The following is a 23997-nucleotide window of genomic DNA, read 5'->3' as shown; positions in this document are numbered from 1 at the left end:
TAATTGATGGAAAATTTTAATCAGGCAATTAAGCGTATTTCTGCAATAGATTGGAGTTGTATTGGAAACAAACAAGCAAGATCACATGTTCATTTGAGTAAAGAATACTTAAGAAGAGCATCAATGTTTTTCCAATATTATCCTGGTCCTTGTCGGTATCCTTTTATTATCATTTCAAATTCGATAACTAAGTCACAAGTGAGTGTTGATGAATTACAAATACTAAAGGAAATTGACAATAGTTATGTTAGAGAAATTGTTACCAGTTATATAGAGTTAAACGCACTCATTGATGAAGGAAATCAAATTGCTATTGATAATAAAGATTTGTTTGAGCCAGCAATAAAGCTATATGAAAGAGGTGGCCTTTTCTTTATAAGGGGCGGTTATTTGAATGTAGTTGGTGCTACTGATTTTCTTTCGCTTGCAAATCGAGTTAAAAGGGAACCACTTGATATAAGTGATGAAATCTTGGATGCACTTGACAATGAACGTATAGAGTAACCATTTTTACATTTTTTCGTTTAGGTGGACTCCCCAGTGCTGAGTAAGTCATCTGCTCTACCAAAGACTTATATAGCTCATGTAATACCCGTATAAAGACTTTTCTTGTTTCTTAAACACACATTGATGATTAAAAGCATAACCTTCAAAAAACTAAAGTCTTACAATAAACAGGTCGATTATGGTCAGAGGTCACCATGATTGACCTGTGTTTTATGCTTTCACTTATTTCTCGTTTGCTGAAATTTCATTAATATATTCTAAAATTTCCCCAAATAAAATTCGCTATATAAAATGCATTTTACGAAAAATGAGGGAGATAACTTAGAAATATTCGAGAATATTCTGAATGAATTATCCCTTGAAGGAACGAATGATATAATTCTCAGTCTCTGTACAGTTTTTGAAGATGAAGTCGCTTAACCGTCAGCTGATGATTATCTAATCGAAACTATATTCTATATTATAAAACGTAATAACTTAGAGGAAGGCTTGCACAAACTGGCTCTAGGCACTATCAAGATGTTACCCCATGCGGAATTTTGGGCAGAGAGAATCCACCAGACACTTTTAAATTCAAAAGATTTAGTATTTTCTTATGGTAAAGTTTTGGGCAAATTAGAAAGTCCGACTAAACAGAAGATTAAAGAAATTTTAATAATGATTAAGGATGACGATACAGATTTATATTTGGAAAGGGCTAATTTCCTCTTAGAAAAATTAGATGAATAAAGATTAATATGGTCGAGTATAAATTCTTGCGAGATAAGGTGATATTGCTATGAGTTTACCAAAGATTATTTTGGGGATACCTGGTTATTGGGAAACAAGAGATGAATTTATAGAGGCAATGGCTCGAAAGGGAAACGGTTTTATATATGCAGGTAGCCATATCGGAAACCTTAATAATCCAAAAGATTTCTTTGACGTAGAAATGAGTGAATATAATCCTTATGTTGCAGAAGCTTTCGAGGTAGCTGGAAATGGCTCATTTAAAAGGGAACACATTGATCAATTAAATGAACATAGAAGTATCGTCTATCTTTTGGGTGAGGGTGGTTCTATAGAAAAAGTTTTGGATATTATGGAGGTTGCTAGTGCAGTATTGCATGCAGGAGGAATGGCTATAAATGTTGAATCTTCTGGAAGGGCAAGTACTAAAGAGGAATGGTTAGAAATAACAAGTAGTAGAGACATTGCTCAAGTTTTTACTGCGTTTATTCAAATGTCCCGTGAAGAAAACACATTTTACACTACTGGTATGCACAGCTTTGGTTATCCTGATGTACAAACAACCTCTGAAGACATAACTGGCTCGGAAGTGTCCACATTATTCAGGATATTTTGTTTATATAACCTTGTAGAAGCTCCAAGGATCACTGATGGAGAAACATTTAGTACAGATCCAAGATCTCCAATCTATTTATTAAAGCATAAAGAATGTACAATGTTTGAGGAAGAAGATCCATTCTATAATCCATTCGGAGTATGGAATTTAATTCGAAATCACCGCTCTAACAATTAAATTTTTCATTTGATACCCAGTTATACTTAATAAATTCTTAAAGGCTTATTCCACTTAATATTATTAGGAGGAATAAGCCTTTATTTTGTTCAAGATCAGCAACTAATAACTAGCCCTCCAACCGCCACAAACTAAACTCACAAAAAAATGCCCCCTAGCATTCATCGGACAAACCAAGAGGCTTGTTCCAATGTCTACACTAGGGGGTGCTCTTCTAATCAGGGGAATTTGCTTTACCCTTTAACCGACCCGGCTGCGATTCCTTCCACAATCCGGTCACTCATAATGAGGAACACGAGCAAAATGGGCAAAATGCTGATCATCAACGTGGCTCCGATTGCTCCCCAGTCGGTCGTATATTGACCGATAAAGTTTTGAACGCCGACGGTCAGTGTTTTATTTTCGTCTGAGCTGATGAACGTATTGACGAAAATAAACTCATTCCAGTTGTAGATCATGTTAATAATAGACGTCGTTGCCATGACTGGGGTGGTCATGGGCAGCACAATTCGGAAGAACATCCGGTTTACAGAGCAGCCGTCCATAACGGCCGCTTCTTCCACTTCACGGGGCAGGGCGTAATAGAAGCCCAGCAAAATCATCATCGTGGTCGGTAGATTAAAAGCGACATACGACAGGATGATGGATACTGAAGTGTCTGTTAAGTGCAGTTTGAGAAACATACTGAATAGCGGGATCAAGGTCGAATGGACCGGAATCATGAGTCCGACCATAAAGAGCCCGAGGACCAGTTGGCTTCCTTTCCAACGCATCCGTGTAATGGCAAACGTTACAAAACTGGCGAGCAGCACGGTCAGCGCCACGGATATAACCGTAATCCATACACTATTGAAGAAATACCGCCCGATATTGCCACTGGTCCACACATTCATATAGTTTTCCCAATGCGGCTGAGACGGGAACGCGAACGGTGGAAGGTTAAACACTTCCTGATTATTTTTAAGCGAGAAAAGCATCAGCCATACCAATGGTAAAAGCTGCGTCACCGCCAAGATGATCAAAAGTATATACAAAGCGGCATAACCGACCCGAGTTAACAGTTTGCCGCGGGTAGCGACTCCAAGCGGATAGTTGGCGGCTGCCTGGGTTTTCATATCCGTTCCTCCCTCTTCCTGTCCTTTGTTACCCCTGATCTAATTACATGAATGTCCTATGAATACTGGATGGTGTCACTAGTAGCGGTCACCTTACGAATCACCCACGTAGCAATCAGGCAGATGAGCAGCAAAGCAAAGGCTGTAGCGCTGCCATATCCGAAATCGAAGCTGCGGAACGCCTGGTGGTACATGTACGAAGCCATCACTTCACTGGCTCCGTTCGGCCCACCGTCCGTCATGACGTAGATCAGGTCAAAATATTTGAGCGAGCCGACAATGGACAATATGATCGTCACGTTAATTACCTCGCGCAGCAGAGGCAATTTGATACGAGTCGCAATCTGCCAGGCACTGGCTCCGTCGATCCGTGCAGCTTCCATCAGCGTTTCGGGAATGTTTTTCAGTCCGGCATAATAGATCAGGATATAAAAGCCTGCATATTGCCAAATAATCGGAATGAACAAGGCAAGCAGCACCAGAGACGGATTAGCTAACCACTCGGGTGGGTTGTGAACTCCGACTGACGCCAGCAAAGAATTCAGCACTCCGTTGGTCGGATGATACATTTTGAGCCACAGTTGAGCGATCGCTACAGAAGACAGCAGCATGGGAATCAGATAAATTTTCCGCAGCAGGTTCGCTCCCTTGATTTTTCCTGACAAAATCATCGCAACAACCAGATAACCGATCAGACTGATACCTGAAAACAAGGCCAACAGCAGCGAATGCCAGGCACTTTGCCAAAACGCCGTGTCTGTAAACAGATGTTGATAGTTGTCCAGCCCTACGAAAGTCATAGGGCCGATTCCATTCCACTGATTCAGACCGTAATAGCCGGTCAGTACGATGGGCACATAAATCACGGCGAATAACAACAGCAGTGAAGGCAACACATAGAGAGCAATGACGAGCTTATTGGACATGACCTTTTCCACGGTCAGACCTCCTTAGGTGGTCAATTTTCAATTTCCTTTCTCAATGGCAGCCTTATGCTGATCGGCAAATTGCTGCGGTGTCACCGCTTTACCAAACAACGCCTGAATCATATTCAAATGCACTTGTGCCGCATTCGGCTTCATCTGAACATCAGCGAATAATGTAATGTTGCTGGCTTCGTTCAGCCCATTCAGCAGATCGACATACAGCTTGGGCAATTTTTCTTTGGAGGTATCCACTTTTGTCGCTGGAATAACGCCTGCCTGTGTGACCGATTGCTCTCCCCATTTTTCTACGAAGTATTCAACGAATGCTTTGGCTTCTTCTTTCACTTTGGAATTTTCCGAAACGAACAAGCCTACTCCCGGACCTCCTACCCAACTGTTCTCGTCGCCCTTGCCGCCTGCAACCATCGGGAATTTAAAGAAGCCAATTTGATCTTTAAACGCTTGCGGGATTTCGGGATTAGTCGTAAAATTCGGCAACTCCCAGGTAGCCATCAAATACATCGCCGCTTTGTCGTTCATAAACTCGGATTTTCCTTCATCATTGGACAAGCCGTTAAATCCTTTGTTAAAGGCATTCATATCCACCAGCGTCTGAATTTCGGAGGCCGCCTGAATTAAACCAGGGTCATCGAACGATCCTGAGCCGTCAATTGCTTTTTTCAGCGTTTCGCTACCTGCTATACGGTCTGCCAGATACATGTACCAAAGCGAACCCGTCCAGCGATCTTTATTGCCCAATGCAATCGGTGCAACTCCATGATCTACGAGTGTTTTCACCACCTGCTTAAATTCATCAAATGTCGCAGGTACCTTCAAGTTGTATTTTTGGAATATGGCTTTGTTGTAATAAATGGGTGTTATGTTCAATTCGATCGGAAGCGCATACGTTTTGCCATCCAGCGCATAGGCATCGGTCGTTCCCGGTACGAATTTGTCCTTCAGCTTGGAACCTTGCAGCAGGTCATCCATCGGCGTAAATAATCCGCCTTTAACGTAAGGCTCCATGAAGCCCGCTGCCCAGGTGATACCGATATCTGGCAATTCATTGGAAGCTGATAGCACTTTGAGTTTGTTTTTGTATTGTTCATTTTCCAGCACTTCCTGCTGAATGACGACATTCGGATGATCCTTTTGGTATTGATCTATAATCTGAGTTACAAGCTTGCTTTGCTGTGCCGAGCTTCCCTCTGGCCACAGGTGCATCATTTTGAGCGTAACCTTGCCCCCTGCTCCACTGGAACCGCCTTGACCATCCTTACCAACACCACAACCGGACAGCACTAGCATGAATGACAGCAGCAGGGTCAACCCAGCAACCCATTTTCGATGTGAGCGCTTACGAACTGAATACTTGTTGGACATCGTTAGACCTCCGTTATTGTAATTATATTTTTTGTAACCGTTATCATTTGTAAGTTTAGCACTGTATTTCTGCTTCCAACAGGGTACGCTCATTGGGTATAATTCCACTTTTATTGGGTTGTGAGCAGCTTATATGTCAGTCGATATTCTCCGGTCCTTTACGCATCTGCTGCCTATAGCGGCTGGGACTTACCCCCTCGGTCGCTTTGAATACTTTAATAAAATATTTATCTGTCCGGTAGCCTGAGCGCTCGCCGATCTGGGCAATCGTCAACTGGGTATGCAGCAGCAACTCCTTGGCCCGTTGAATCCGCAACCGGTGCAGATATTCGCTGAAGGACAAACCACTTTGCTCCTTAAATAAAACACTAAAATAGCTCGCATTCAGGTGTGAATGCGCCGCAGTCTGTGCCATCGTAATGGGCTCGTGTAGATGCTCCGCCATATAGGCGAAGGCTCGCCGTACCGGATCGCTAAGCGTAGTCGCTTGGAGGTCAAGCTCCAGCAGAACAGGGTCAGCCAGCTTGTCCAGCTTCTTGTATCGCTGCCGTTCCTCTTCCAGCTGAAGCGCCTCATTTACCGCATTCAGTAGCTCCTGCTTATCAATCGGCTTGAGCAAGTAATTAACGGCTCCGAGACGAAGCGCCTGCTGGACATAATCAAATTCCGCATATCCCGAGATCACAATAATCGCCGGACGATATGACTCCCGTTCCAAAGAACGAATTAAATCCAGCCCGCTGAATTCCGGCAAACGGACATCTGTAATCAGCAGATGAACCCTCTCCGCTTGCAGCATATGTAATGCCTCCAGGCCATTCCCCGATGTCATAATTCGGTATTTCCCGGAGGCCCACTGCTCCAGTGTCTGATGTATCCCCTGACGTGTTCTTTGTTCATCGTCCACAATAACAATGGTCTTGGATGAAAAACGCATTCCTACCGCCCCCCGTATTCATCAGGAATTTCAAAAGCGACCACAGTTCCTTCCTGCACAGCACTGTGGATCAGCACGCCGTCCGTTCGATAAGATGCGCTATCATAATAGAGAGCAAGCCTGCGCTGCACATTAACCAGTCCCATACCAGTTCCCTTGCTCTGACAAGCAGATCCCTCCATCAACGCTGTACGCACAGCTGCAAATTCCTCCTGTGTCATTCCAGGTCCGTTATCTACTACCTCGATCTTAGTCCAGCCCAACCTCGCCGAAGGAGTGATTCGAATTTCAACACGGCCATTGCCGATGCGATTTTCGACACCATGTAAGATTGCATTTTCTAAAATGGGCTGGATCAGCAGCTTAGGAAGCGGAATTCTTGCTGCCTCTGGTGGCATATGAATTTGCCAGCTCAGGCGTTCGCCCAGGCGCATCTCCATCAGTTCCAGATAACGACGGACTTGTGCTATTTCTTCTCCAAGTGTCACCCAAGAGTCATGGTGAGCCGGTTCGATCACATAACGAAACAGCCGCGACATGGACACCATCAGCCCGGCAAGTTCTTCCTCTCCCTTCTCCTGTAGCGACCAGTTAAAAGCATCCAGCGTGTTAAAAAGAAAATGCGGGTTGATCTGCGCTTGCAGTGCTTTAAGCTCGGTCTGGCTTTGTAAAGCCTCCTTCTCGCAAATGACATGGATCAATTCATTGATATCGACAATCATCGTGTTGTACTCTGCATTTAATTCCCGTAGTTCAACCGCTGCTGCCGGTTCTGGATTCAGGGCCAATGCCCCTTCCCGTGAACGACGCATGGCCTGAATCAAGTGACCTATCGGTCTGGTAATCAATGTTGACAACATAAAAGACATGAACAGGAACAATACGGCACCAAGAGACGCCGAAATAATAAGTGTCGTCCGTAAAACCGTAATTCCGTCTGTGACGACGCTAACTGGAATGAGGATCAGCAGCGACCAGCCGGTCCGTTCCGATTGCTGAACTGCCTTCACATACTCGCGCTCTCCAATATGAACCGTCTGTGTCTTGCTGTGCAATACATCTAATAAATTAGTCTGATTCATAGGCTCACCCGATAGCAACTCGCCTCCACGATCTACAAGCAGCATGGTCTCATTTGCTTCTTCATTGGTCGCTGACGTACCATTTAGCCCAAAATAACTTCGGTCCATGCGGGTAATCAGATATCCTCCGCGTGAAAACCAGCGATCTACCAGGCTCACCTGCCGAATCGCCAGCAGCGACTGGGGATTTTCAGGATCTATGCCGATCCAGACCAGCCTGCCTTTCATCTCATTTGCTTCCCGAATGTCCGCCTGTCCGATACGGTCCTCCAGACTGCCTTCTCTAATTGGAAACAACATCTTCCCTTCGGCAGTATACAGCTCCAGCGAGCCAACGCTCGGCATATAGGCCTGATAGCTATGCATCACTTGCAGTAGCGATTGACGCTGTCCGAAAGTCACCTTGCCCCCATTGCGCTCCTCCAGCAAAATATGCTGAACAGATGGATGATTCGCCACTTGTTCCGTCAGGCTGTCCATCTGGCCGATTAATGCATCCAGTCTGCCACTTGCTTGTACTGCGGTCTGACCAATATGCCGCTCGGCGCTGTCTTTTAACAGGTCAGAGACATTGAGGTAAATGAACGCCCCCGCCACACTCATCATAATGAGCATCACCAATATAAAGCCGATAAAAATCTGATTACGCAATGTGTTTAATGGTTGGAACCTTGAACGCATAAGCCTTCTCCCCCTGAATCATTGCAGAAAAGTTGATAATGATAGCGCTTTCTATTTTCTATTCTAGCGCATCGTTCCCCTTTGTTGGCATCTTTTTAGCGAGATTAATGAAAACGGCCAGCACTCTTTGGATTCATTACGTTTGATAATAACACGTAATAACGATGTATATTAAAAAAGCCTTAACAAAGATAACACCTTATCCTTGTTAAGACTTCGTTTGCATTACCAATAATAATCCTCAGCATTACATTCAATGACAGGGTTCAGACATTATCTTGTGGATAACGAAGCCCATTTTTGCTCCAGCCACTGATCAAATTCAGCACCCTTGTCACCTTCATATGCGTCATAAATATCAACTCTCATCTTATGCAGCTTCTCGCGAAAATCGTTATAGGTATGGTCGGCTGGCAGGCTTTTTTTAATCCGCACCAGAATCTTCGTCAGCCCCTTAACAAGCTCACCCTCTTTGCGCACAGGCGGCTGTACGTTTTCTCCCCATTCCTGAAGCTTGTGGTAAGCGGCTTCCTGAACAGCATATACCATATCATTATTCATTCGGTGCGTCAGCAAGTCAATTGTCTGCTGGTTCTTCCATGCACCCAGATCATTCACTGCAGCTAGACGCGCTTTCCAATCGGAGGTTCGGTTTGCAGCCACCTTAAGCTGCTCATATACTTCTGCAAATTCCTGCTGAGTTTCGTTGTTTTCCAAAATAATCTCATCCTTTTCTAAAAATCACTACACTGCTGTTTATCACGATTGCCGTTTGTTAAATATAACATACTTGCAGGTCTTCTTCTAAAAAAGATCAGAATGAAATGTAGCGGATTCCAATTTAATAAGAGCCGTGCTTAGTAAGGAGATTTATAAGAAGTCCGCACGTGCTGGTGTAAATGCATCTAGCAGAATTCCGTCATCCTCCAGCGGGATGCAGCCATGAAGAGTGTCAGATGGAAAATGAATGCTGTCTCCTTCTTTAACAATCTGCACATCCTTGGTTTCGCCATGATCGATCATGAACTTAAAGCTTCCCTTCAATACATAAGTGACCTGTTCATGGACATGCTTATGCAACAGGATCTCCCCAGTTTGAGCTTTAGCAAACATCACTTTGACATACATCAACTGGTCACTGTGGGCCAACACTTTCCGGGTCGTATTACTGTCTACTGTGTCCATTTGAATATCTTGATCGTAATAAAACATGAATCATTCCTCCTCATTTAGAACCCAATCTATTTAAGATGAGTTATTTTTAAAGATTCATAAATCGGTTTAGTTTAAAACCAGCGGAAAATAAGCCAAAGTACTCCGGAAAGGGTAGTAAAGTCGGGATCGGCGAATGTCACTCCTTCGGCACCCAAAAAAGAAAAGAGCGGTAAGGTGAGAGCCGGCAGCAGACAGAGCAAAAATCCATTAAGACAACTGGAAATGACTGCTCCTCTAAAACCACCGCTAGAATTGCCAAATATCGCAGCTGCACCGCCAGCGAGAAAACAGGCCATGATCCCCGGTACAATAACAGGCAGTCCGATAAGCGGGAAAAGAAAGACGCAGGCAACACCTGTGAAAAAGCTGACCAAGAAGCCTACCAACGCGGAATTGGGTGATTTGTCGAACAGTACCAGAACATCTACCCCAGGGATTGCTCCAGGTGCGAACACTTGGGAGAAGCCTTTGAAAGCAGGTACAATTTCAGTCGTGAACAGCTTAACACCTGCTTTTGCGATATACAAGCCGGCAGCAAAAGTAGCTGATTGTTCGAGGATAAAGACGAGGTATTCTTTGCCATCAGATAATTTGCTGACATAATCAGAACCAGCAACCAGTCCAGATACCAACAAAAGCACCAGCATCGTCAAGGTCGTTGCCACATTGGGATCACGCAAAAAACTGATGCGGTCATTTATTTTTACATTTTCGGTGTCATGTTCACGATTGCCCAAAACTTTTCCTAGATAGGTACCGAGAATGTAAGAAGTCATGGAAGCATGAGCAATTGTATATTCATCCGATTTAATAATATTTTTGCTGGCATTCCGGAGCAGGTAAGGAAACACCGCCATGTAGCTCCCAATGACCAAAGAACCAACGATGATTGTAGTCAGCGAACTGAGACCCAGACCTTTCATAACGGCTGTAGCGGCAAAGCTCATGAACAGAATCAAGTGAAGAGACAAATAAATGTACTTGAACTTGGTCAGGCGCGCAAGCACGATGTTAAGGATCATGGAAAAGAGTAAAATGAGTGCAGCATCCGCCCCGATCTGATCAATGGTCAGTGCCATGATAGCTTCATTACTTGGTACGACACCTTTAAGGTTGAACGCAAAAGAAAATATTTGGCTGAAGTTTGTGAGCACGCCTCCTAAAATTCCGCCGCCGACCTTGATCATGGTGAAGCCCATGAAAGAAAGGGTGGTTCCCGTTATGATCTCGGATACTTTCTTCCTCTGGAATACGAGACCGAGTAATGTCACAATCGCAATAATGATGGATGGCTCCCTGATAATGCTCATAAACATTTCCATAGTGATCTCCGACCTTCTTTTATATATTTTTCATTCTTACTAAATCGATTTAGTAATGCTTGAAAAAAATTTCCCTTCCGGGAATGTAAAAAGAAGTAGAACTGCCTTTTGTGAATTTTAGTACAAGTTAAATCATAAATTTCCGTTTAGGGTTCACTCCTCCCCTCTTTTAAGTTACAGTCATCACTACAGTCATCACTACACTCAGCAACATACATACATGAAAGGGTATTCATGACTCGAATCATAAGATCATTATAGCTCTTTATTTTCTTTTTACAATAGAATCCATAAAAACGTTTTCAAAAAGAAGAAATACTTATTCCAACTATTCAGTTTAACTTTTGGACAGATTCTCTGTGGTTAATGACCGGATTCAAACGGATGATTTCTGAGGGCTGCTCCTGCTCTTTTTGATCGATTTTATCGAGCAGTAGCCTCGCACTTCTTTTCCCCATTTCAAAACTCGGCTGGGAAACGGTAGTGATCGGCGGATTATAAAAAGATGCAAAGGATACATCATCTATCCCAATCAAGGAAAAATCGTTAGGTATGGTCAGATGATTATTTTTGGCATAGATCAGCACCTGCTCCAAAATCATGTCATTCGTAGCAAGGATTGCGGTAGGCGGGTTCTCCATATGAAATAGTTGTCTAATAAGATCAGGCATTTCATCCAGCCTGCCGCTTTTAATATAGTTTTCATGCACGGATATATCATGTTTGCCGAGTGTATTCCTATAGCCGGATAGCCGCTCACTTCGTGTAGTAATCGCTTTTTTGCCTAGAGGAAACGTGATGATGCCAATGTTTTTGTGACCATGCTCAATCAGTGCTTCAATCGCAAGCTCGCTAGCTTTTTCATTATTCAACAGCACCGTGTCTACGCTGATTTCATCAATTTTTCGGTCCACAAACACGAACGGATAGCCACTTTTGACAAGGGAAACATATAATTTTTTGTTCTCTTCTGTCGGAAAAATAATAAGTCCATCCACTTGCCGAGCAATCATCGACTGGACGTACTTTTTCTCTTTGAGGGAATCATCATCAGTATTGCAGACAATGACCTGGACATTTTCCAGTTGGCATTCATCTTCAATCGCGCGCACAATCTCTGTTGTAAATCTCGACAAAATAGTTGAAGAAATAACCCCCACAATAAAAGTCTTCTTTTGCTTGAGACTGCGCGCCACCTCATTGGGAATATAACTGAGCTCCTCAATCGCTTGCTCAATCTTCTTCTTGGTGCTTTCACTCATATAGTTGTATCTTTTATTCAGAAACTGCGAAACTGTGCTCTTCGACACCCCTGCACGTTCTGCGACTTCTTTCATCGTTGTTACCATGATTCCCCCCCTTTCTATATTTGCGTATTAGGCATGTGCTCATTTTCACTATATCTGTACTCTGCAACCTGTATGTAATGTGAATTTCCTTTATTATATACCTTCTTTTACAGGAGGAAAATATAATAAATATGAGTTGAAACGTGCCTTCACCCCATACCCCTACCCCATAAATGCTGGACTCCTAACCTAAATATACCTTGTTGCAAATCTAATAATTTCGAACAAAATCTTAAAAATATACGAATTTTATGAACTTGTTTGATGGAAGATTTGAACATAAAATGAAAATGTAATCGGTTACAATATCATTTATATAAAGGAGGAAGCAAGAATCATGAAGAAAAAAGGGTTCAAAAAAACATTTTTCGTCATTGCCTCCCTCGTCATGGGCCTTACACTGTATGGGTACACTCCACCTTCGGCAGATGCAGCCAGCGTGAAAGGATATTATCACACCCAAGGAAACAAGATTGTAGATGAATCCGGGAAAGAGGCCACATTTAACGGTCTGAACTGGTTCGGCCTGGAAACCCCTAATTACACCTTGCATGGACTGTGGAGCCGCTCAATGGACGACATGCTGGATCAGGTGAAAAAGGAAGGCTATAATCTCATCCGTCTGCCTTACAGCAATCAGTTATTTGATTCCAGCTCCCGTGCTGACAGTATTGATTACTACAAAAATCCTGATCTGGTCGGATTGACTCCGATTCAAATTATGGACAAGCTGATCGAAAAAGCTGGACAACGCGGTATTCAGATTATCCTTGACCGTCACCGCCCAGGCTCAGGTGGACAATCCGAGCTATGGTATACCTCTCAGTACCCTGAGTCCCGCTGGATCAGCGACTGGAAGATGTTAGCTGAACGTTATAAAAACAATCCTACCGTCATCGGTGCAGATTTACACAACGAGCCACACGGTCAGGCAAGCTGGGGAACAGGCGATGTCTCCACAGACTGGCGTCTCGCGGCGCAGCGTGCAGGGAATGCCATTCTGTCCGTGAATCCAAATTGGCTGATTCTCGTAGAAGGTGTGGACCATAATGTACAAGGCAACAACAGCCAATATTGGTGGGGCGGCAACCTGACAGGTGTGGCTAATTATCCTGTCGTACTGGACGTGCCGAACCGTGTCGTATATTCACCACATGACTATGGTCCTGGTGTGTCTTCGCAGCCATGGTTCAACGACTCGACCTTCCCGTCCAACCTGCCAGCAATCTGGGATCAAACATGGGGCTACATCAGTAAGCAAAACATAGCTCCAGTGCTGGTTGGTGAATTCGGCGGTCGCAATGTCGATTCGTCTTCCCCTGAGGGTAAATGGCAAAATGCACTCGTAGACTATATTGGTGCCAACAACCTGTATTTTACGTATTGGTCCCTGAATCCGAATAGCGGCGACACAGGCGGTCTGCTGCTGGATGACTGGGTTACCTGGAATCGTCCAAAGCAGGATATGCTGAGCCGGATTATGAAGCCTGTCGTTTTCGTAGTGGAGCAAGCTAAAGCAGCAGCCGAATAGTCACAGGACTTCAATCCGATTATTAAAAAAGCTAATTTCCCTCCTTCAGTCCAGTTTGTGCTGGAATTACGAAAAGGTGGAGAAACGGATGAAAACAGGGCAACGTTATCGAATAGAAACCCAGCACAGTTTGTTTTTTATCCCTATGCATTATTGGGATCCTGCTGGTCTAGTGATCGGATTTATTTTAATCGTTGCCTCTATATTTATATAGCGTGGATTGGAAAACACGAGCGATTCCAAACACCGCGATGCGAGCCAGTCACTCCCATTGCGGTGTTTTTTCTTTTTGAAGGTCAATCTAACCTTTTCGTTGCACTCGTCATTTGAGGATCAGCGAAGCGAGCTGATGCCGAGTTGTTAAGGGGAGAGGATCTAGCACTGTGTTTGATTATTTAGCCGAGTCATAGCCTGTTATGGTTTTCGTCTCCAAACATTCCTCCAGCCCATGTAATCCGTATTCTCTGCCGAGACCCGATTGCTTGAATCCCCCAAACGGTGCCTTCATTTCAAAACCTGTCCCGTTAATGAGTACAACACCAGCAGCAATTTGGGTTGCCATTTCATTGGCTTTCTCAATGTCCGAGGAACTCACGTAGGCACCGAGACCATAATCTGTATTGTTAGCCATTTCGATGGCTTCCTCTTCCGTCTCGTAAGTTAAAATTGATAAGACGGGACCGAAGATTTCTTCCTTGGCGATCGTCATGTCTTCTGTCACCTGAGCGAAAACCGTTGGTTTAACAAAATATCCTTGTTCCATCCCCTCTGGATGCCCCAGACCTCCGATGACCAGTTCAGCACCCTCATCAATACCAGACTGAATATATCGCTGAACTTGATTGTATTGCTTCTCTGTTATGATTGGGCCAAGTTCTGTGCCTTCTTCCCAGGGATTACCGACTTTGATGCGTTTCACAGTTTCTTTAGCTATCTGTTTCACTTCTTCCAGCCGTTGCTTGGGAACCAAAAGGCGGGTCCCTGCAACGCAAGCTTGCCCATTATTGTTATAACACTGTCTTACAGCGGTCGGAATTGCCGTGGAAAAATCGGCGTCATCTAAGATGATATTCGGCGATTTGCCGCCTAGTTCCAGCGTGACCCGCTTCATCGAATCTACAGCACCTCTCCGAATTTCTTTCCCTGTTCGAGTGGAACCAGTGAAGGTGATCATTGCAATATCCGGATTGCGGGTCAGTTCGAATCCAACCGTTTGGCCAAGACCATGAACTACATTAATAACACCAGTTGGAATATCAGCCTCATGGAAACATTCAGTGATCAGATGTGCCTGAATCGCGCTAAGTTCACTTGGCTTGATTACCACTGGACAGCCGGCAGCTATGGCAGAAGCAAGCTTTGCAGTAATCTGAGAGTAGGTTGCATTCCAGGGAGTAATAATTCCAATAACTCCAATTGGCTCTGCTACTACTTTCGCTTTCCCGATATACTTAACGAAATTGAATTCCTCAAGTGCTTCTTTCGTGTCAAAAAAATTCATAGCTGCCAGTTTAACTCGGCCAATGGCAGCGGGCTTCGGAGCACCATATTCATTGATATTAGCCTCCATCAGTACTTCTAATTTTCTCATAACTGCGTCATGTAGTCTTTGCAGTATTTGACTGCGCTCTTCCACTGAAGTTCGTGAGAAAGTCTTAAAGGCTTTCTTTGCTGCCGCGATTGCTCGTTTGGCATCCTCTTCGTTCCCTAAAGTGACACGTCCGATGATTTCCCTAGTTGAAGGATTAATAAGTTCTTGTACCTCTGTGCCATAAGGCTTTACAAATTCCCCGTTGATATAAACTCGATTAATTGTTCTCATTTAAATAACTCCTTTGAATTCATTTAGGAGATGCCCCCTTCGTGCTCTTGCTAAAAAGAATGATAACACACAACAAAAACATAGTAAACAAAATACATATAAATTGTCTATATTGTATAAACCGTTTATATCCTATTGGAAACGTGTATAATAGAAGGAACAGATAAGGGGGAGCGTAAATGTCAATGGAGAATCAGCAAGATAAAGCAAAAAACAAGCTGCTGAAAAAACTGATTCCGTCCCTCATGAAGGACGGGTTTCAACAAATGAGGATGGACGATATTGCTAAATTCATGGATGTTAGCAGAGCAACGATGTACAAGAATTTTTCTTCAAAAGAAGAAGTCATCGAAGGCGTCGTTCGCATTTTTGTTGACTATATAGAACAGCTAGAGGATCGTACCAATGAGGATGACGATCGATCATTCGGGGTTTGGTTTCAGCAATTGTTTGAACAATCGGTATCGTTAGTTGGCAAAATATCTGATGTGTTTCTGAAGGATTTACAAATGGTATTTCCAGAATTGTACGAAGTTTTGAAGACTGCATTGGATAAAAGGGAACAGCAGACCCTTAAATTTTATCAAGATGGGAAGGACAAAGGGGTTTTTAATCCGATTAATGAGAAGTTCATTTTACTTCAAGACGATATTTTGCTCCGGGAAATCATGAATGTGAAGTATTTGCTTTATAACCAAATAACCATTCAACAAGTCCTCAATGATTATTATTATTTTAAAAAAATTCAATTGTTCAAACCGGAAAAGATGTCCTTAGTGGACGACTCACGAATTCATCCCGTCATTGAACATTTTGTCGAGAAATTCAATCGTGCTTTATAAGTCAAGGGGCTGTCCCTAACTACTATGGCTTAACGGCCGCCACCATGAATGAAAATGAACTGGGCCTGTGAATCTGTATGTTCCATACTGGAACTGTAGGTCACAGGCCGTTACTTTTGGTTAGGACAAACACGCTGGTCCCAAACCGGCAACCTAGCTCATGCTTCGACCTAGTTGCTCGACCTTGCTCAGCCATTCGTTATGCTGTTGATCTGTCCTCTTATTCATAAGATCAATGGTCGTAGAACGCACTGGCTTGACACCGCATAAATGTAGTGTGGAATCCTTCATCATCCGATGCCCAGGCTGTCCCTGGAAAAATCGATAGTACCAGTACGGACCGTCCATCGTTGTAATGAGGCGGGCTGTTCTTCCTTTTAGAAGCTTGTCAGGCAGGGGTTTTCCTTTTTGATACTTAAACGCAAACCCCGGCATAAAGGTACGGTCAATGAATCCTTTCATTAATGCAGGCAAGCTGCCCCACCAGATTGGAAAGACAAAAACGAGATGTTCTGCCCATTTAATCAACTCCTGTGCTTGGATCAAATCAGGTTCCAACGGCAATTTATTACGATATCCACCTAATAGATTTGGATTAAAGTCCAACGCGGATAGCTGCAACAAACGAACCTCTGCTCCTGCAGCCTTCGCTCCTTTTACATAGGATTGAGCCAGCGCTTCACCATAACTGCCAGCGACCGGATTCCCTTGAATCACCAATATTTTTTTAGACATATAAGCCACTTCCTACCTTCATATTATGACTTTAGTTAGAAAACACTAACTTTATATTTAAAAAGAAAAGGTCACTACAGACCTTTTCTTAATAAAGCAGTTAAACGTTGTTTGACCTCTGCTGCCAATGGAGCCAGTTGCTGTGGAAGTTCCCCTTCCAGGCTGGACACGGACAAGCGTGTAATGGCTCCAATGATGAGCACACCGGATAGCTGAACATCCTGCTTCGGCAGTTCACCTTGTTGAATCCCCTGTTCGATGAATTCAGTCAACGCCTCCAACGGCTGACGCACATTCTGGCTCTGGCTTGCTTCAACATACAGCTCATGATGCTGTGATAGTAGAAGCAATCCATACTGGTCCTCATCATGCATATTCAGCACTTCATCCACCAGTTGATGGAAACGGCTGACGAAGCTCCCACTCTGCTTGCGATAGAAGTCAATTAAGGTGGTGTAGCTATTACAATATTGCCCGAATACCTCCAAGGCCATTGCATCTTTACTCTTAAAATGCTTATAAATCGCGGCATCCGTCACACCGGCAGCCTCTCCAATTTCTTTGACTGAAATCCCGTCAATCCCTTTGGTTGCAAATAAGCACATCGCTGCCTGCAGAATATCTTTCTTTTTGCTGTCTACATGTGTTTTCTTGTTCATAAAATTATAGTAAGTTAATACTAACTAAAATGCAAGTCATGTTTATGCATGCTCATCCTGTCTATGCGCTTAATTTAAAATCCATCGTAATAAACCTAAAATACCATGTTTTTATAAGTGAATGTTCATGAATACGTTAAATGATACGTGTATTGCCTCATTTTATTCCTATAAAATACATATGTAACCGAAATAAGGCGGGCGTTAGAACCGTTAATAAAAAGGAGTGAACCCAATAGAGCTTACTGTTTCAACCACTTCAAATACGCGATGTAGAGCTAAAAAATCGGATTATGATGTCTCCCATGGGTACCGTCTCAGCGGCAGAAGACGGAAAAGCAACCGGTTGGCATACGCTGCATTACGGCGCTCGGGCGCTAGGACAAGTGGGTCTAATCATGCTTGAAGTGCATGCAGTCACCCAGCAGGGAAAAGATTCAGGCAGCCTTGGTATATGGAGCGACGAGCACATTTCCCCACTGCAAAAAGTGGTGCAGACCATCCATGACCAAGGCTCCAAAGCCGGTCTGCAGCTTTGGCATGTCGGACGCAAGGGCTCGTTGCCTCAAGAAACAGCTGTATCCGCCTCTGGTTTGCTTCACCGCGAACGGGCGACCTCCGCACTGTCTTTAGAAGAAATCCATAATCTTGTGCTTGCCTTCAGAGATGCAGCTGTACGGGTCTCGCAAGCTGGAATAGATGTCATTGAATTTCGTCAGACTGCTGGTATAGCTACCGCAGCCGTAGGCTTGATTACTCACGGTATTCAAGCCAAGGAAATTTTGCGTAATGGTCGGGCGGATCTGGTTGCGGTAGGCCGGGCACTGCTGCGTAATCCATTCTGGCCCAGACAGGCAGCCGAACAACTCGGTGTTCGTATTGAAGGACCTGCACCCTATAACCATTTTTGGTTTTAAAATAATGCCCATCACTTGAAGTATTTATCGCGAGCGATGTCATGCACTGTATCGCACACTAAATTGAACAATTTCCACAATAATAGGTGTGCCGGAGGAAATTGTCTCCCCTTCGCGGAGGTGAATCGTCAGCGATGAAGGTGTCAAGCTGAACAACGTTCTTTCTTGTAACATCCCGTTAATATACAGATTAGCATAACTATTGCTTCCGACATGAAACCTCTGAGAAGCTCCCTGCACACCATCTACAGAAAATTGATCCGCCATAATCGTGACTGAAGATTCAATCGGATCAGGAGTAAAATAAAAATACCGCTCAGCCGTAGGGACAATTTCAATATTGGAGATGTCAGGTGCCGGACCGGTTGGACCCGTTATACCTTGGGCTCCAGTAGGACCAGTTACGCCCTGTGCTCCGGTAGGACCGGGTGCACCTGTTGCGCCTGCACTACCTTGAGCTCCAGTTGGACCGGGCACTCCCGGTGCTCCCTGTGTTCCTACAGGGCCCTGTATTCCTGGTACTCCTGGCACTCCCGGCACTCCTGGCGCTCCTGTCACTCCTGGCACTCCTGGCGCTCCTGGCACCCCGGCTTCACCTGGAAGACCTGCTGAACAGGGCATACCTTGCTTTCTTGTATGCTCCATCCTCTTCCGTTTAGCAGGAGTATTTCTGAAGCGCCGTTGTACAATAATTAGCTTTGGATGCTTTTGGGCATGCAATCCCGTTTTTGTTTTACCTTTGAATGGATACCTGGGCTTACACTTTTTTCGTTTGTTGATCTTGCAATGTACTGTTCTCTTTCCTTGCCTTCTTAGTGATGCATCACGTCTCCTCATACCAGCCGTACACACCTCCTCCTCTCATGCTTATGTATTGTATGCACATCTCCCATTAGGGTCTTAGGCATTTGTAATATGCAGATTCCAAGTATTCGCTTTCATTTTTTGTGCAGTAAAATAGGGCCTTCTCCATTTACCCTATTATTAATAGAAAGGTTCATATGCCGTTTCCGAATAGGTTGAAAAATCATTTATTGATTAAGAGCCAGCGAATGGCTCATACCACATACCAGTAAAGAAAGGAGATGAGAACTATGCCAATCATAAAACCTGTATTTACAGCAGTAGCCACGGCTCCAGTGTCAACGGGGGGTGCTATAACCACGACCATAACCCCAGCAACTACCCGTTTTTTTGCAACCATTACAGCCGGGATGATCGGAGCAACAGAAACAACTGTTCCTGCTGCCAGCTTCGTAGATGACGCCGATGCTCCCGTGGTTGCTTTACCGGCATTAACAGCCACAGATTCTTCTAATTATTATATTAACGGAGTCATTCAGCAGAGCTCCTTATTCACCCTCACCACAGCAAGTCTGGTCATTGCCTCCGTAGATATTACACCAGGTGTCCCGGTTGTTATAGAAATAGCAGATTTTAGCGGTACAACCTCTACTATCACCACTCAGCCTACCATCTCGGCCCCTACTGTAACGATTATCACATAAGGCGTTTCAATGATTTTGAACCAAGCCGGACTGAATGGTCATTCACGCTGTACACTACCCCGTATACGCTAGAAAAAGACCGATTCAGATGTCGATATCTGAATCGGTCTTTTAAACTCAAGATTAAGGCAAAATAGCAAAGGAGCGCACCGGAAAACCGGGTGAATCCTGAATGCTCGGAACGATATTATAAATGATTGCGCCCGTCGGAGGCAGCTTGTCCAAATTTGTCAGCACCTCAACTTGATATCGATCCTGCTCCAATATGTAATATTCCCCTACCAGTTTGCCCGCTTTTCGATAAGCTACAGAGGAGTCCGTATCCAGTGTTTCATGCCCGATAGCAGCAACATTCCGTTCTTCTACCAAAAAGCGCAGCGCATCCAGCGACCAGCCTGGGCAGTGTGCATCTCCGGCATTGTCCTTGTTCGAGAAGGCATCTGGATTAGGCCAGCGCTTGCTCCAATCACTGCGAAAGGCTACAAAGGACTGTTCGGCAATACGTCCGTGCTCTTTTTCAAAATCCAGAATATCCGCGACCGTAAGCTCATAGTCGGAATTGGCTGCAACGGCTGCTGAACGGTCAATGACAACCAACGGTAAAACCAGCTCCTTCAACGAAAGCTCATGTAAATAACGTTTCCCCTTCACAAAATGAACGGGAGCGTCAATATGAGTTCCATACTGCCCTGGAAAGCAGTATTGTTTTACAAAAAAGCCATCGTCGTGGGTAAACAGGGTATCCACCTGAACGTTATCGAAGACCGGAAAATGGGGAATTTCAGGATAAAAGGCATGGGACAAGTCCACCCACTCTTTTTGCTTCAACAACTTCAATACATTTGCTAAATCCTCTGCCATGATGCCGATTCCTCCTCAGCTTTATTACAAGCATTGTACCTGAGGATACTACAAAAATCCATAATTCTCCTGTCATTTTTCATCACTTTTTGACTTGGAATCGTTAACATTATCAGAAAAACTATTTTTTCTTTATTCGCTGAAATAACTCCATATAATCATATATACAATTCCCATTTCCTATGATTGTTAACGTTTTCATTTATATATATGCATTTTGATTGGAAAAAGAAGGTCTCTATTGAATTATTTAAAAATTCGACAAAAATTTTAGTATGTAACTTTTATTATATTAACAAATACTGGTACACAAAGTATGATAGAACATGTAGAAACTACAGGAGCACCCGGGACTCCCTCGTTCGTCTACTCCATTTATCCAATATACGGAGGTATTTTATGAAAAAGAGATGTTCACTCGGAATCGCAGCCGTGTTATTGTTCGCTACTCTGGCTCCTATGGGTGCACCTGCTCATGCAGCAAGCGATATTGGCAAGGAGACACTTGGCAGCAAAAACGGTTGGGCCGCCTTTTCTACAGGTACGACAGGTGGAGCTACTGCTACTTCCTCCAATACTTTCACCGTAACGAACCGCAAACAACTTGTCGATGCGTTAGGCAAAAGCAGCAACACTACACCTAAAATTATTTATGTCAAAGGTACAATCAATGCCAATGTCGATGACAATAATAAAGCGCTAGGATTGAACGATTACAAAGACCCTAAGTATGATTTCAATGCGTATCTCAAGGCGTATGATCCGTCGACATGGGGTAAAAAGGTTCCTTCTGGTACATTGGAAGACGCACGTAAGGCATCACAGAAGAATCAAGCTAGTCGTATCGTTATTGAAATCCCATCCAATACAACGATTGTCGGTCTGGGCAACAATGCTATCATTAATGGTGCAAACTTCCAACTGAAAAAGGGTACAGACAACGTCATTATCCGTAATATTGAGTTTCAGGATGCCTACGATTATTTCCCGCAGTGGGACCCAACTGACGGCAGTACAGGCAACTGGAATTCAGAATATGACAGCATTACCATTAACGGAGCTACGCATGTATGGGTGGATCACAATACGTTCAATGACGGGGCCCACCCCGATAGCGGAAACGGCACCTTCTACGGTCAAGAATACCAACATCATGATGGACTGCTCGATGTGATTAACCAGGGTGATCTGGTTACCGTTTCATACAATCACTTTTACGATCATGACAAAACATCCATTATCGGCAACAGCGACAGCAAAACAGCAGATGAAGGGGCTTTACGTGTAACCCTGCATCACAATTATTATGAGAATACAGTACAACGCACACCACGCGTACGTTATGGACAAGTCCATCTCTATAACAATTACTATACAGGTGATGTAAAACGCTCTGAATACCCTACGCTGTATATATGGGGCGCAGGCAAATCCTCCAAAATCTTTGCTGAAAACAATGTCATTGACGTTGCGGGACTGTCCGCAGCCAAAATTGTGACTGTTTTTGGTGGGACTGCCTTGTCAGATACTGGCACACTTCTGAATGGACAGGCCGTAAACGCAGGCTCCAGCGCGGGTCTTAGCTCCTCTGTAGGCTGGAAGCCATCCTTGAACGATAAAATTTCCCCATCCGCCAGCGTGAAGGCAGAGGTCACTTCCCAAGCCGGTTCCGGCAAGCTGTAAGCGCTACCGTATAATACAAATCACCACAGACTCATGCAACCTGTGGTGTTACACCAAAAAGGCTGTTTCCTCCGTAATATTATTCCATACGGAGGAAACAGCCTTTTTTTATTTATCATCTGTTTATTTATAAATTATATATTGCTTTAACTGCCGTATTGTTCAACTAAAACCGGCTTTTCAAATGCGTTATCCAGCTTGCGAAGTTTAGCCTTCACCGCTTCTGGTGGCTCAACTGCAGGTGCATCTGGATGAAGCAACCATGATTTCACAAAGTGTGTGTCAGACAATTGATAGAGCGGAGGCTCTTTCTCAAAGTCAATTTTCATGGCATAAGAACTGCGGGCTGCAAACGCATCCCCTACAGGTGGGTGAAGCAGATCCGGTGGTGTTCCCGGGATCGCAGCCAGCTTCTGACCATGGCTGTCCAAACTAGGCATGGAAGCGAGAAGTCCCCATGTATATGGATGTTTTGGGTTATAGAAAATTTCATTAACCGTACCTGTTTCCACGATTTGCCCTGCATACATAACAGCAACGCGATCCGCCATCTTCGCCACAACACCGAGGTCATGAGTAATAAAGATGATAGAAGTATCAATCTTTTTCTGAAGATCCTTCATCAGTTCCAAAATTTGAGCTTGAATGGTTACGTCCAGCGCAGTCGTCGGCTCATCGGCAATCAGAAGTTTCGGATTAGCAGCCAATGCCATCGCAATGACGACACGTTGACGCATACCGCCACTAAATTCATGCGGATATTGGTTAAAACGCTGTTCAGGATGCGGAATACCTACCAGATTCAGCAACTCAATACCCCGCTTGCGAGCAGCGTCCTTGGATATCTTTTCATGCTTGAAAAGCACTTCCGTGATCTGCTTACCGACTTTCATCGTCGGGTTAAGTGAAGTCATTGGGTCCTGAGAAATCAGGCCAATTTCCTTACCACGAATTTTTTGCATTTGCTTTTCCGTTTTATTAATCAGCTCTTGTCCGTCAAACATAATTTGACCCTTTTGATAAATGCCTGGAGGGGTCGGGATCAGCTTCATAACAGCTTGTGAGGTTACGCTTTTGCCTGAGCCGGATTCACCGACAATCGCCAGCGTCTCTCCTTTATTGACATGAAAGTTTACGCCACGAATGGCCTGCACTAGTCCCTGACGGGTCTTGAAAGATATCGTTAAGTCCTTCACTTCCAAAAGGCGGTTCATCTCATCACTCTTTCATTTATTATTCATCACTATTATTGACCACTATCTAAAAAAACGACGTTCATGAGTCAAGGTATATACGAATAATTTTACTCATTTTAGTACCTGCCAGTCAAGCAATATCTAAAATATCACCAAAAACCTTTCATGATATGTCATGTTAGTGGTATATATAAGCGAAAAAGT

At 44.0% G+C, this 23997-nt stretch carries 23 protein-coding genes; 8 read left to right on the top strand and 15 right to left on the bottom strand.

From position 1 onward, the window contains the following. Nucleotides 1-6: 6 nt before the first annotated feature. From MMB75_RS00850 to MMB75_RS00840, 3 genes are all read left to right on the top strand, one after another. Nucleotides 7-504, top strand: coding sequence for a hypothetical protein (locus tag MMB75_RS00850; protein ID WP_045244278.1), 498 nt, complete (start codon nucleotides 7-9; stop codon nucleotides 502-504). A 492-nt stretch (nucleotides 505-996) separates the two neighbouring features. Further along, complete coding sequence (locus tag MMB75_RS00845; RefSeq protein ID WP_230681862.1) at nucleotides 997-1236, top strand: hypothetical protein; 240 nt, start codon at nucleotides 997-999, stop codon at nucleotides 1234-1236. 49 nt (nucleotides 1237-1285) lie between these two features. Continuing rightward, the gene (locus MMB75_RS00840) at nucleotides 1286-2029 is read left to right on the top strand and encodes a DUF4261 domain-containing protein (protein ID WP_045244277.1); all 744 of its coding nucleotides are present in this window, start codon (nucleotides 1286-1288) and stop codon (nucleotides 2027-2029) included. A 233-nt stretch (nucleotides 2030-2262) separates the two neighbouring features. On the opposite strand, the gene MMB75_RS00835 is transcribed toward MMB75_RS00840, so the two are convergent. The 9 genes from MMB75_RS00835 to MMB75_RS00795 form a co-directional block, all read right to left on the bottom strand. Then, nucleotides 2263-3144 (bottom strand): carbohydrate ABC transporter permease, encoded by an 882-nt coding sequence (locus MMB75_RS00835; protein ID WP_103042547.1) that lies wholly within the window; start codon nucleotides 3142-3144, stop codon nucleotides 2263-2265. Nucleotides 3145-3200: 56 nt separating this feature from the next. Further along, a complete protein-coding gene (locus MMB75_RS00830) occupies nucleotides 3201-4082 on the bottom strand; it encodes a carbohydrate ABC transporter permease (protein ID WP_103042548.1) in 882 nt (293 codons plus the stop codon). A gap of 27 nt (nucleotides 4083-4109) precedes the next feature. Continuing rightward, entirely contained in the window at nucleotides 4110-5453 is a 1344-nt protein-coding gene (locus MMB75_RS00825; RefSeq protein WP_017426799.1) for an extracellular solute-binding protein, read from the bottom strand. 136 nt (nucleotides 5454-5589) lie between these two features. Beyond that, entirely contained in the window at nucleotides 5590-6390 is an 801-nt protein-coding gene (locus MMB75_RS00820; protein WP_090889765.1) for a response regulator, read from the bottom strand. 2 nt (nucleotides 6391-6392) lie between these two features. Next, nucleotides 6393-8153, bottom strand: a complete 1761-nt coding sequence (locus tag MMB75_RS00815; protein WP_090889768.1) for a cache domain-containing sensor histidine kinase — start codon at nucleotides 8151-8153, stop codon at nucleotides 6393-6395. Between the two features lie 273 nt (nucleotides 8154-8426). Further along, nucleotides 8427-8870: a HEAT repeat domain-containing protein gene (locus tag MMB75_RS00810; RefSeq protein WP_016821892.1), complete on the bottom strand. Its 444-nt coding sequence runs from the start codon at nucleotides 8868-8870 to the stop codon at nucleotides 8427-8429. 153 nt (nucleotides 8871-9023) lie between these two features. Then, the gene (locus tag MMB75_RS00805) at nucleotides 9024-9365 is read right to left on the bottom strand and encodes a cupin domain-containing protein (RefSeq protein WP_016821893.1); all 342 of its coding nucleotides are present in this window, start codon (nucleotides 9363-9365) and stop codon (nucleotides 9024-9026) included. A gap of 74 nt (nucleotides 9366-9439) precedes the next feature. After that, nucleotides 9440-10690, bottom strand: coding sequence for a PTS ascorbate transporter subunit IIC (locus tag MMB75_RS00800; RefSeq protein WP_090889771.1), 1251 nt, complete (start codon nucleotides 10688-10690; stop codon nucleotides 9440-9442). 332 nt (nucleotides 10691-11022) lie between these two features. Beyond that, complete coding sequence (locus MMB75_RS00795; RefSeq protein ID WP_016821895.1) at nucleotides 11023-12039, bottom strand: substrate-binding domain-containing protein; 1017 nt, start codon at nucleotides 12037-12039, stop codon at nucleotides 11023-11025. A gap of 337 nt (nucleotides 12040-12376) precedes the next feature. On the opposite strand from MMB75_RS00795, the gene MMB75_RS00790 reads away from it, so the two are divergent. Next, the gene (locus MMB75_RS00790) at nucleotides 12377-13570 is read left to right on the top strand and encodes a glycoside hydrolase family 5 protein (protein ID WP_045244271.1); all 1194 of its coding nucleotides are present in this window, start codon (nucleotides 12377-12379) and stop codon (nucleotides 13568-13570) included. 391 nt (nucleotides 13571-13961) lie between these two features. On the opposite strand, the gene MMB75_RS00785 is transcribed toward MMB75_RS00790, so the two are convergent. After that, nucleotides 13962-15392, bottom strand: coding sequence for an aldehyde dehydrogenase family protein (locus tag MMB75_RS00785; RefSeq protein WP_103042549.1), 1431 nt, complete (start codon nucleotides 15390-15392; stop codon nucleotides 13962-13964). A gap of 179 nt (nucleotides 15393-15571) precedes the next feature. Between MMB75_RS00785 and MMB75_RS00780 the strand changes: the two genes are divergently transcribed. Then, complete coding sequence (locus MMB75_RS00780; RefSeq protein WP_016821898.1) at nucleotides 15572-16234, top strand: TetR/AcrR family transcriptional regulator; 663 nt, start codon at nucleotides 15572-15574, stop codon at nucleotides 16232-16234. 153 nt (nucleotides 16235-16387) lie between these two features. Here the strand turns inward: MMB75_RS00780 and MMB75_RS00775 are convergent, their stop codons facing one another. Next, the gene (locus tag MMB75_RS00775) at nucleotides 16388-16969 is read right to left on the bottom strand and encodes an NAD(P)H-dependent oxidoreductase (protein WP_016821899.1); all 582 of its coding nucleotides are present in this window, start codon (nucleotides 16967-16969) and stop codon (nucleotides 16388-16390) included. 74 nt (nucleotides 16970-17043) lie between these two features. After that, nucleotides 17044-17628: a TetR/AcrR family transcriptional regulator gene (locus tag MMB75_RS00770; RefSeq protein WP_016821900.1), complete on the bottom strand. Its 585-nt coding sequence runs from the start codon at nucleotides 17626-17628 to the stop codon at nucleotides 17044-17046. Nucleotides 17629-17873: 245 nt separating this feature from the next. Between MMB75_RS00770 and MMB75_RS00765 the strand changes: the two genes are divergently transcribed. Beyond that, nucleotides 17874-18545, top strand: a complete 672-nt coding sequence (locus MMB75_RS00765; protein ID WP_080582310.1) for an oxidoreductase — start codon at nucleotides 17874-17876, stop codon at nucleotides 18543-18545. A gap of 39 nt (nucleotides 18546-18584) precedes the next feature. Here the strand turns inward: MMB75_RS00765 and MMB75_RS00760 are convergent, their stop codons facing one another. Then, nucleotides 18585-19190, bottom strand: a complete 606-nt coding sequence (locus MMB75_RS00760) for a DUF4183 domain-containing protein (RefSeq protein ID WP_029514435.1) — start codon at nucleotides 19188-19190, stop codon at nucleotides 18585-18587. Between the two features lie 449 nt (nucleotides 19191-19639). Between MMB75_RS00760 and MMB75_RS00755 the strand changes: the two genes are divergently transcribed. Continuing rightward, nucleotides 19640-20053, top strand: a complete 414-nt coding sequence (locus MMB75_RS00755; RefSeq protein ID WP_016821903.1) for a DUF4183 domain-containing protein — start codon at nucleotides 19640-19642, stop codon at nucleotides 20051-20053. A 123-nt stretch (nucleotides 20054-20176) separates the two neighbouring features. Here the strand turns inward: MMB75_RS00755 and MMB75_RS00750 are convergent, their stop codons facing one another. Then, on the bottom strand, nucleotides 20177-20914 hold the full coding sequence (locus tag MMB75_RS00750; RefSeq protein ID WP_016821904.1) for a cyclase family protein: 738 nt from the start codon (nucleotides 20912-20914) through the stop codon (nucleotides 20177-20179). 399 nt (nucleotides 20915-21313) lie between these two features. Between MMB75_RS00750 and MMB75_RS00745 the strand changes: the two genes are divergently transcribed. Then, complete coding sequence (locus MMB75_RS00745) at nucleotides 21314-22597, top strand: pectate lyase family protein (protein ID WP_016821905.1); 1284 nt, start codon at nucleotides 21314-21316, stop codon at nucleotides 22595-22597. A 146-nt stretch (nucleotides 22598-22743) separates the two neighbouring features. Here the strand turns inward: MMB75_RS00745 and MMB75_RS00740 are convergent, their stop codons facing one another. Then, entirely contained in the window at nucleotides 22744-23811 is a 1068-nt protein-coding gene (locus MMB75_RS00740) for an ABC transporter ATP-binding protein (RefSeq protein ID WP_016821906.1), read from the bottom strand. Between the last annotated feature and the right edge of the window lie 186 nt (nucleotides 23812-23997).

The organism is Paenibacillus sp. P2(2022), assembly GCF_029522175.1.
Lineage (GTDB): Bacteria > Bacillota > Bacilli > Paenibacillales > Paenibacillaceae > Paenibacillus > Paenibacillus polymyxa.
Note: the sequence above shows the minus strand (reverse complement) of the source record. Positions and strands in the feature narration are given on the sequence as shown.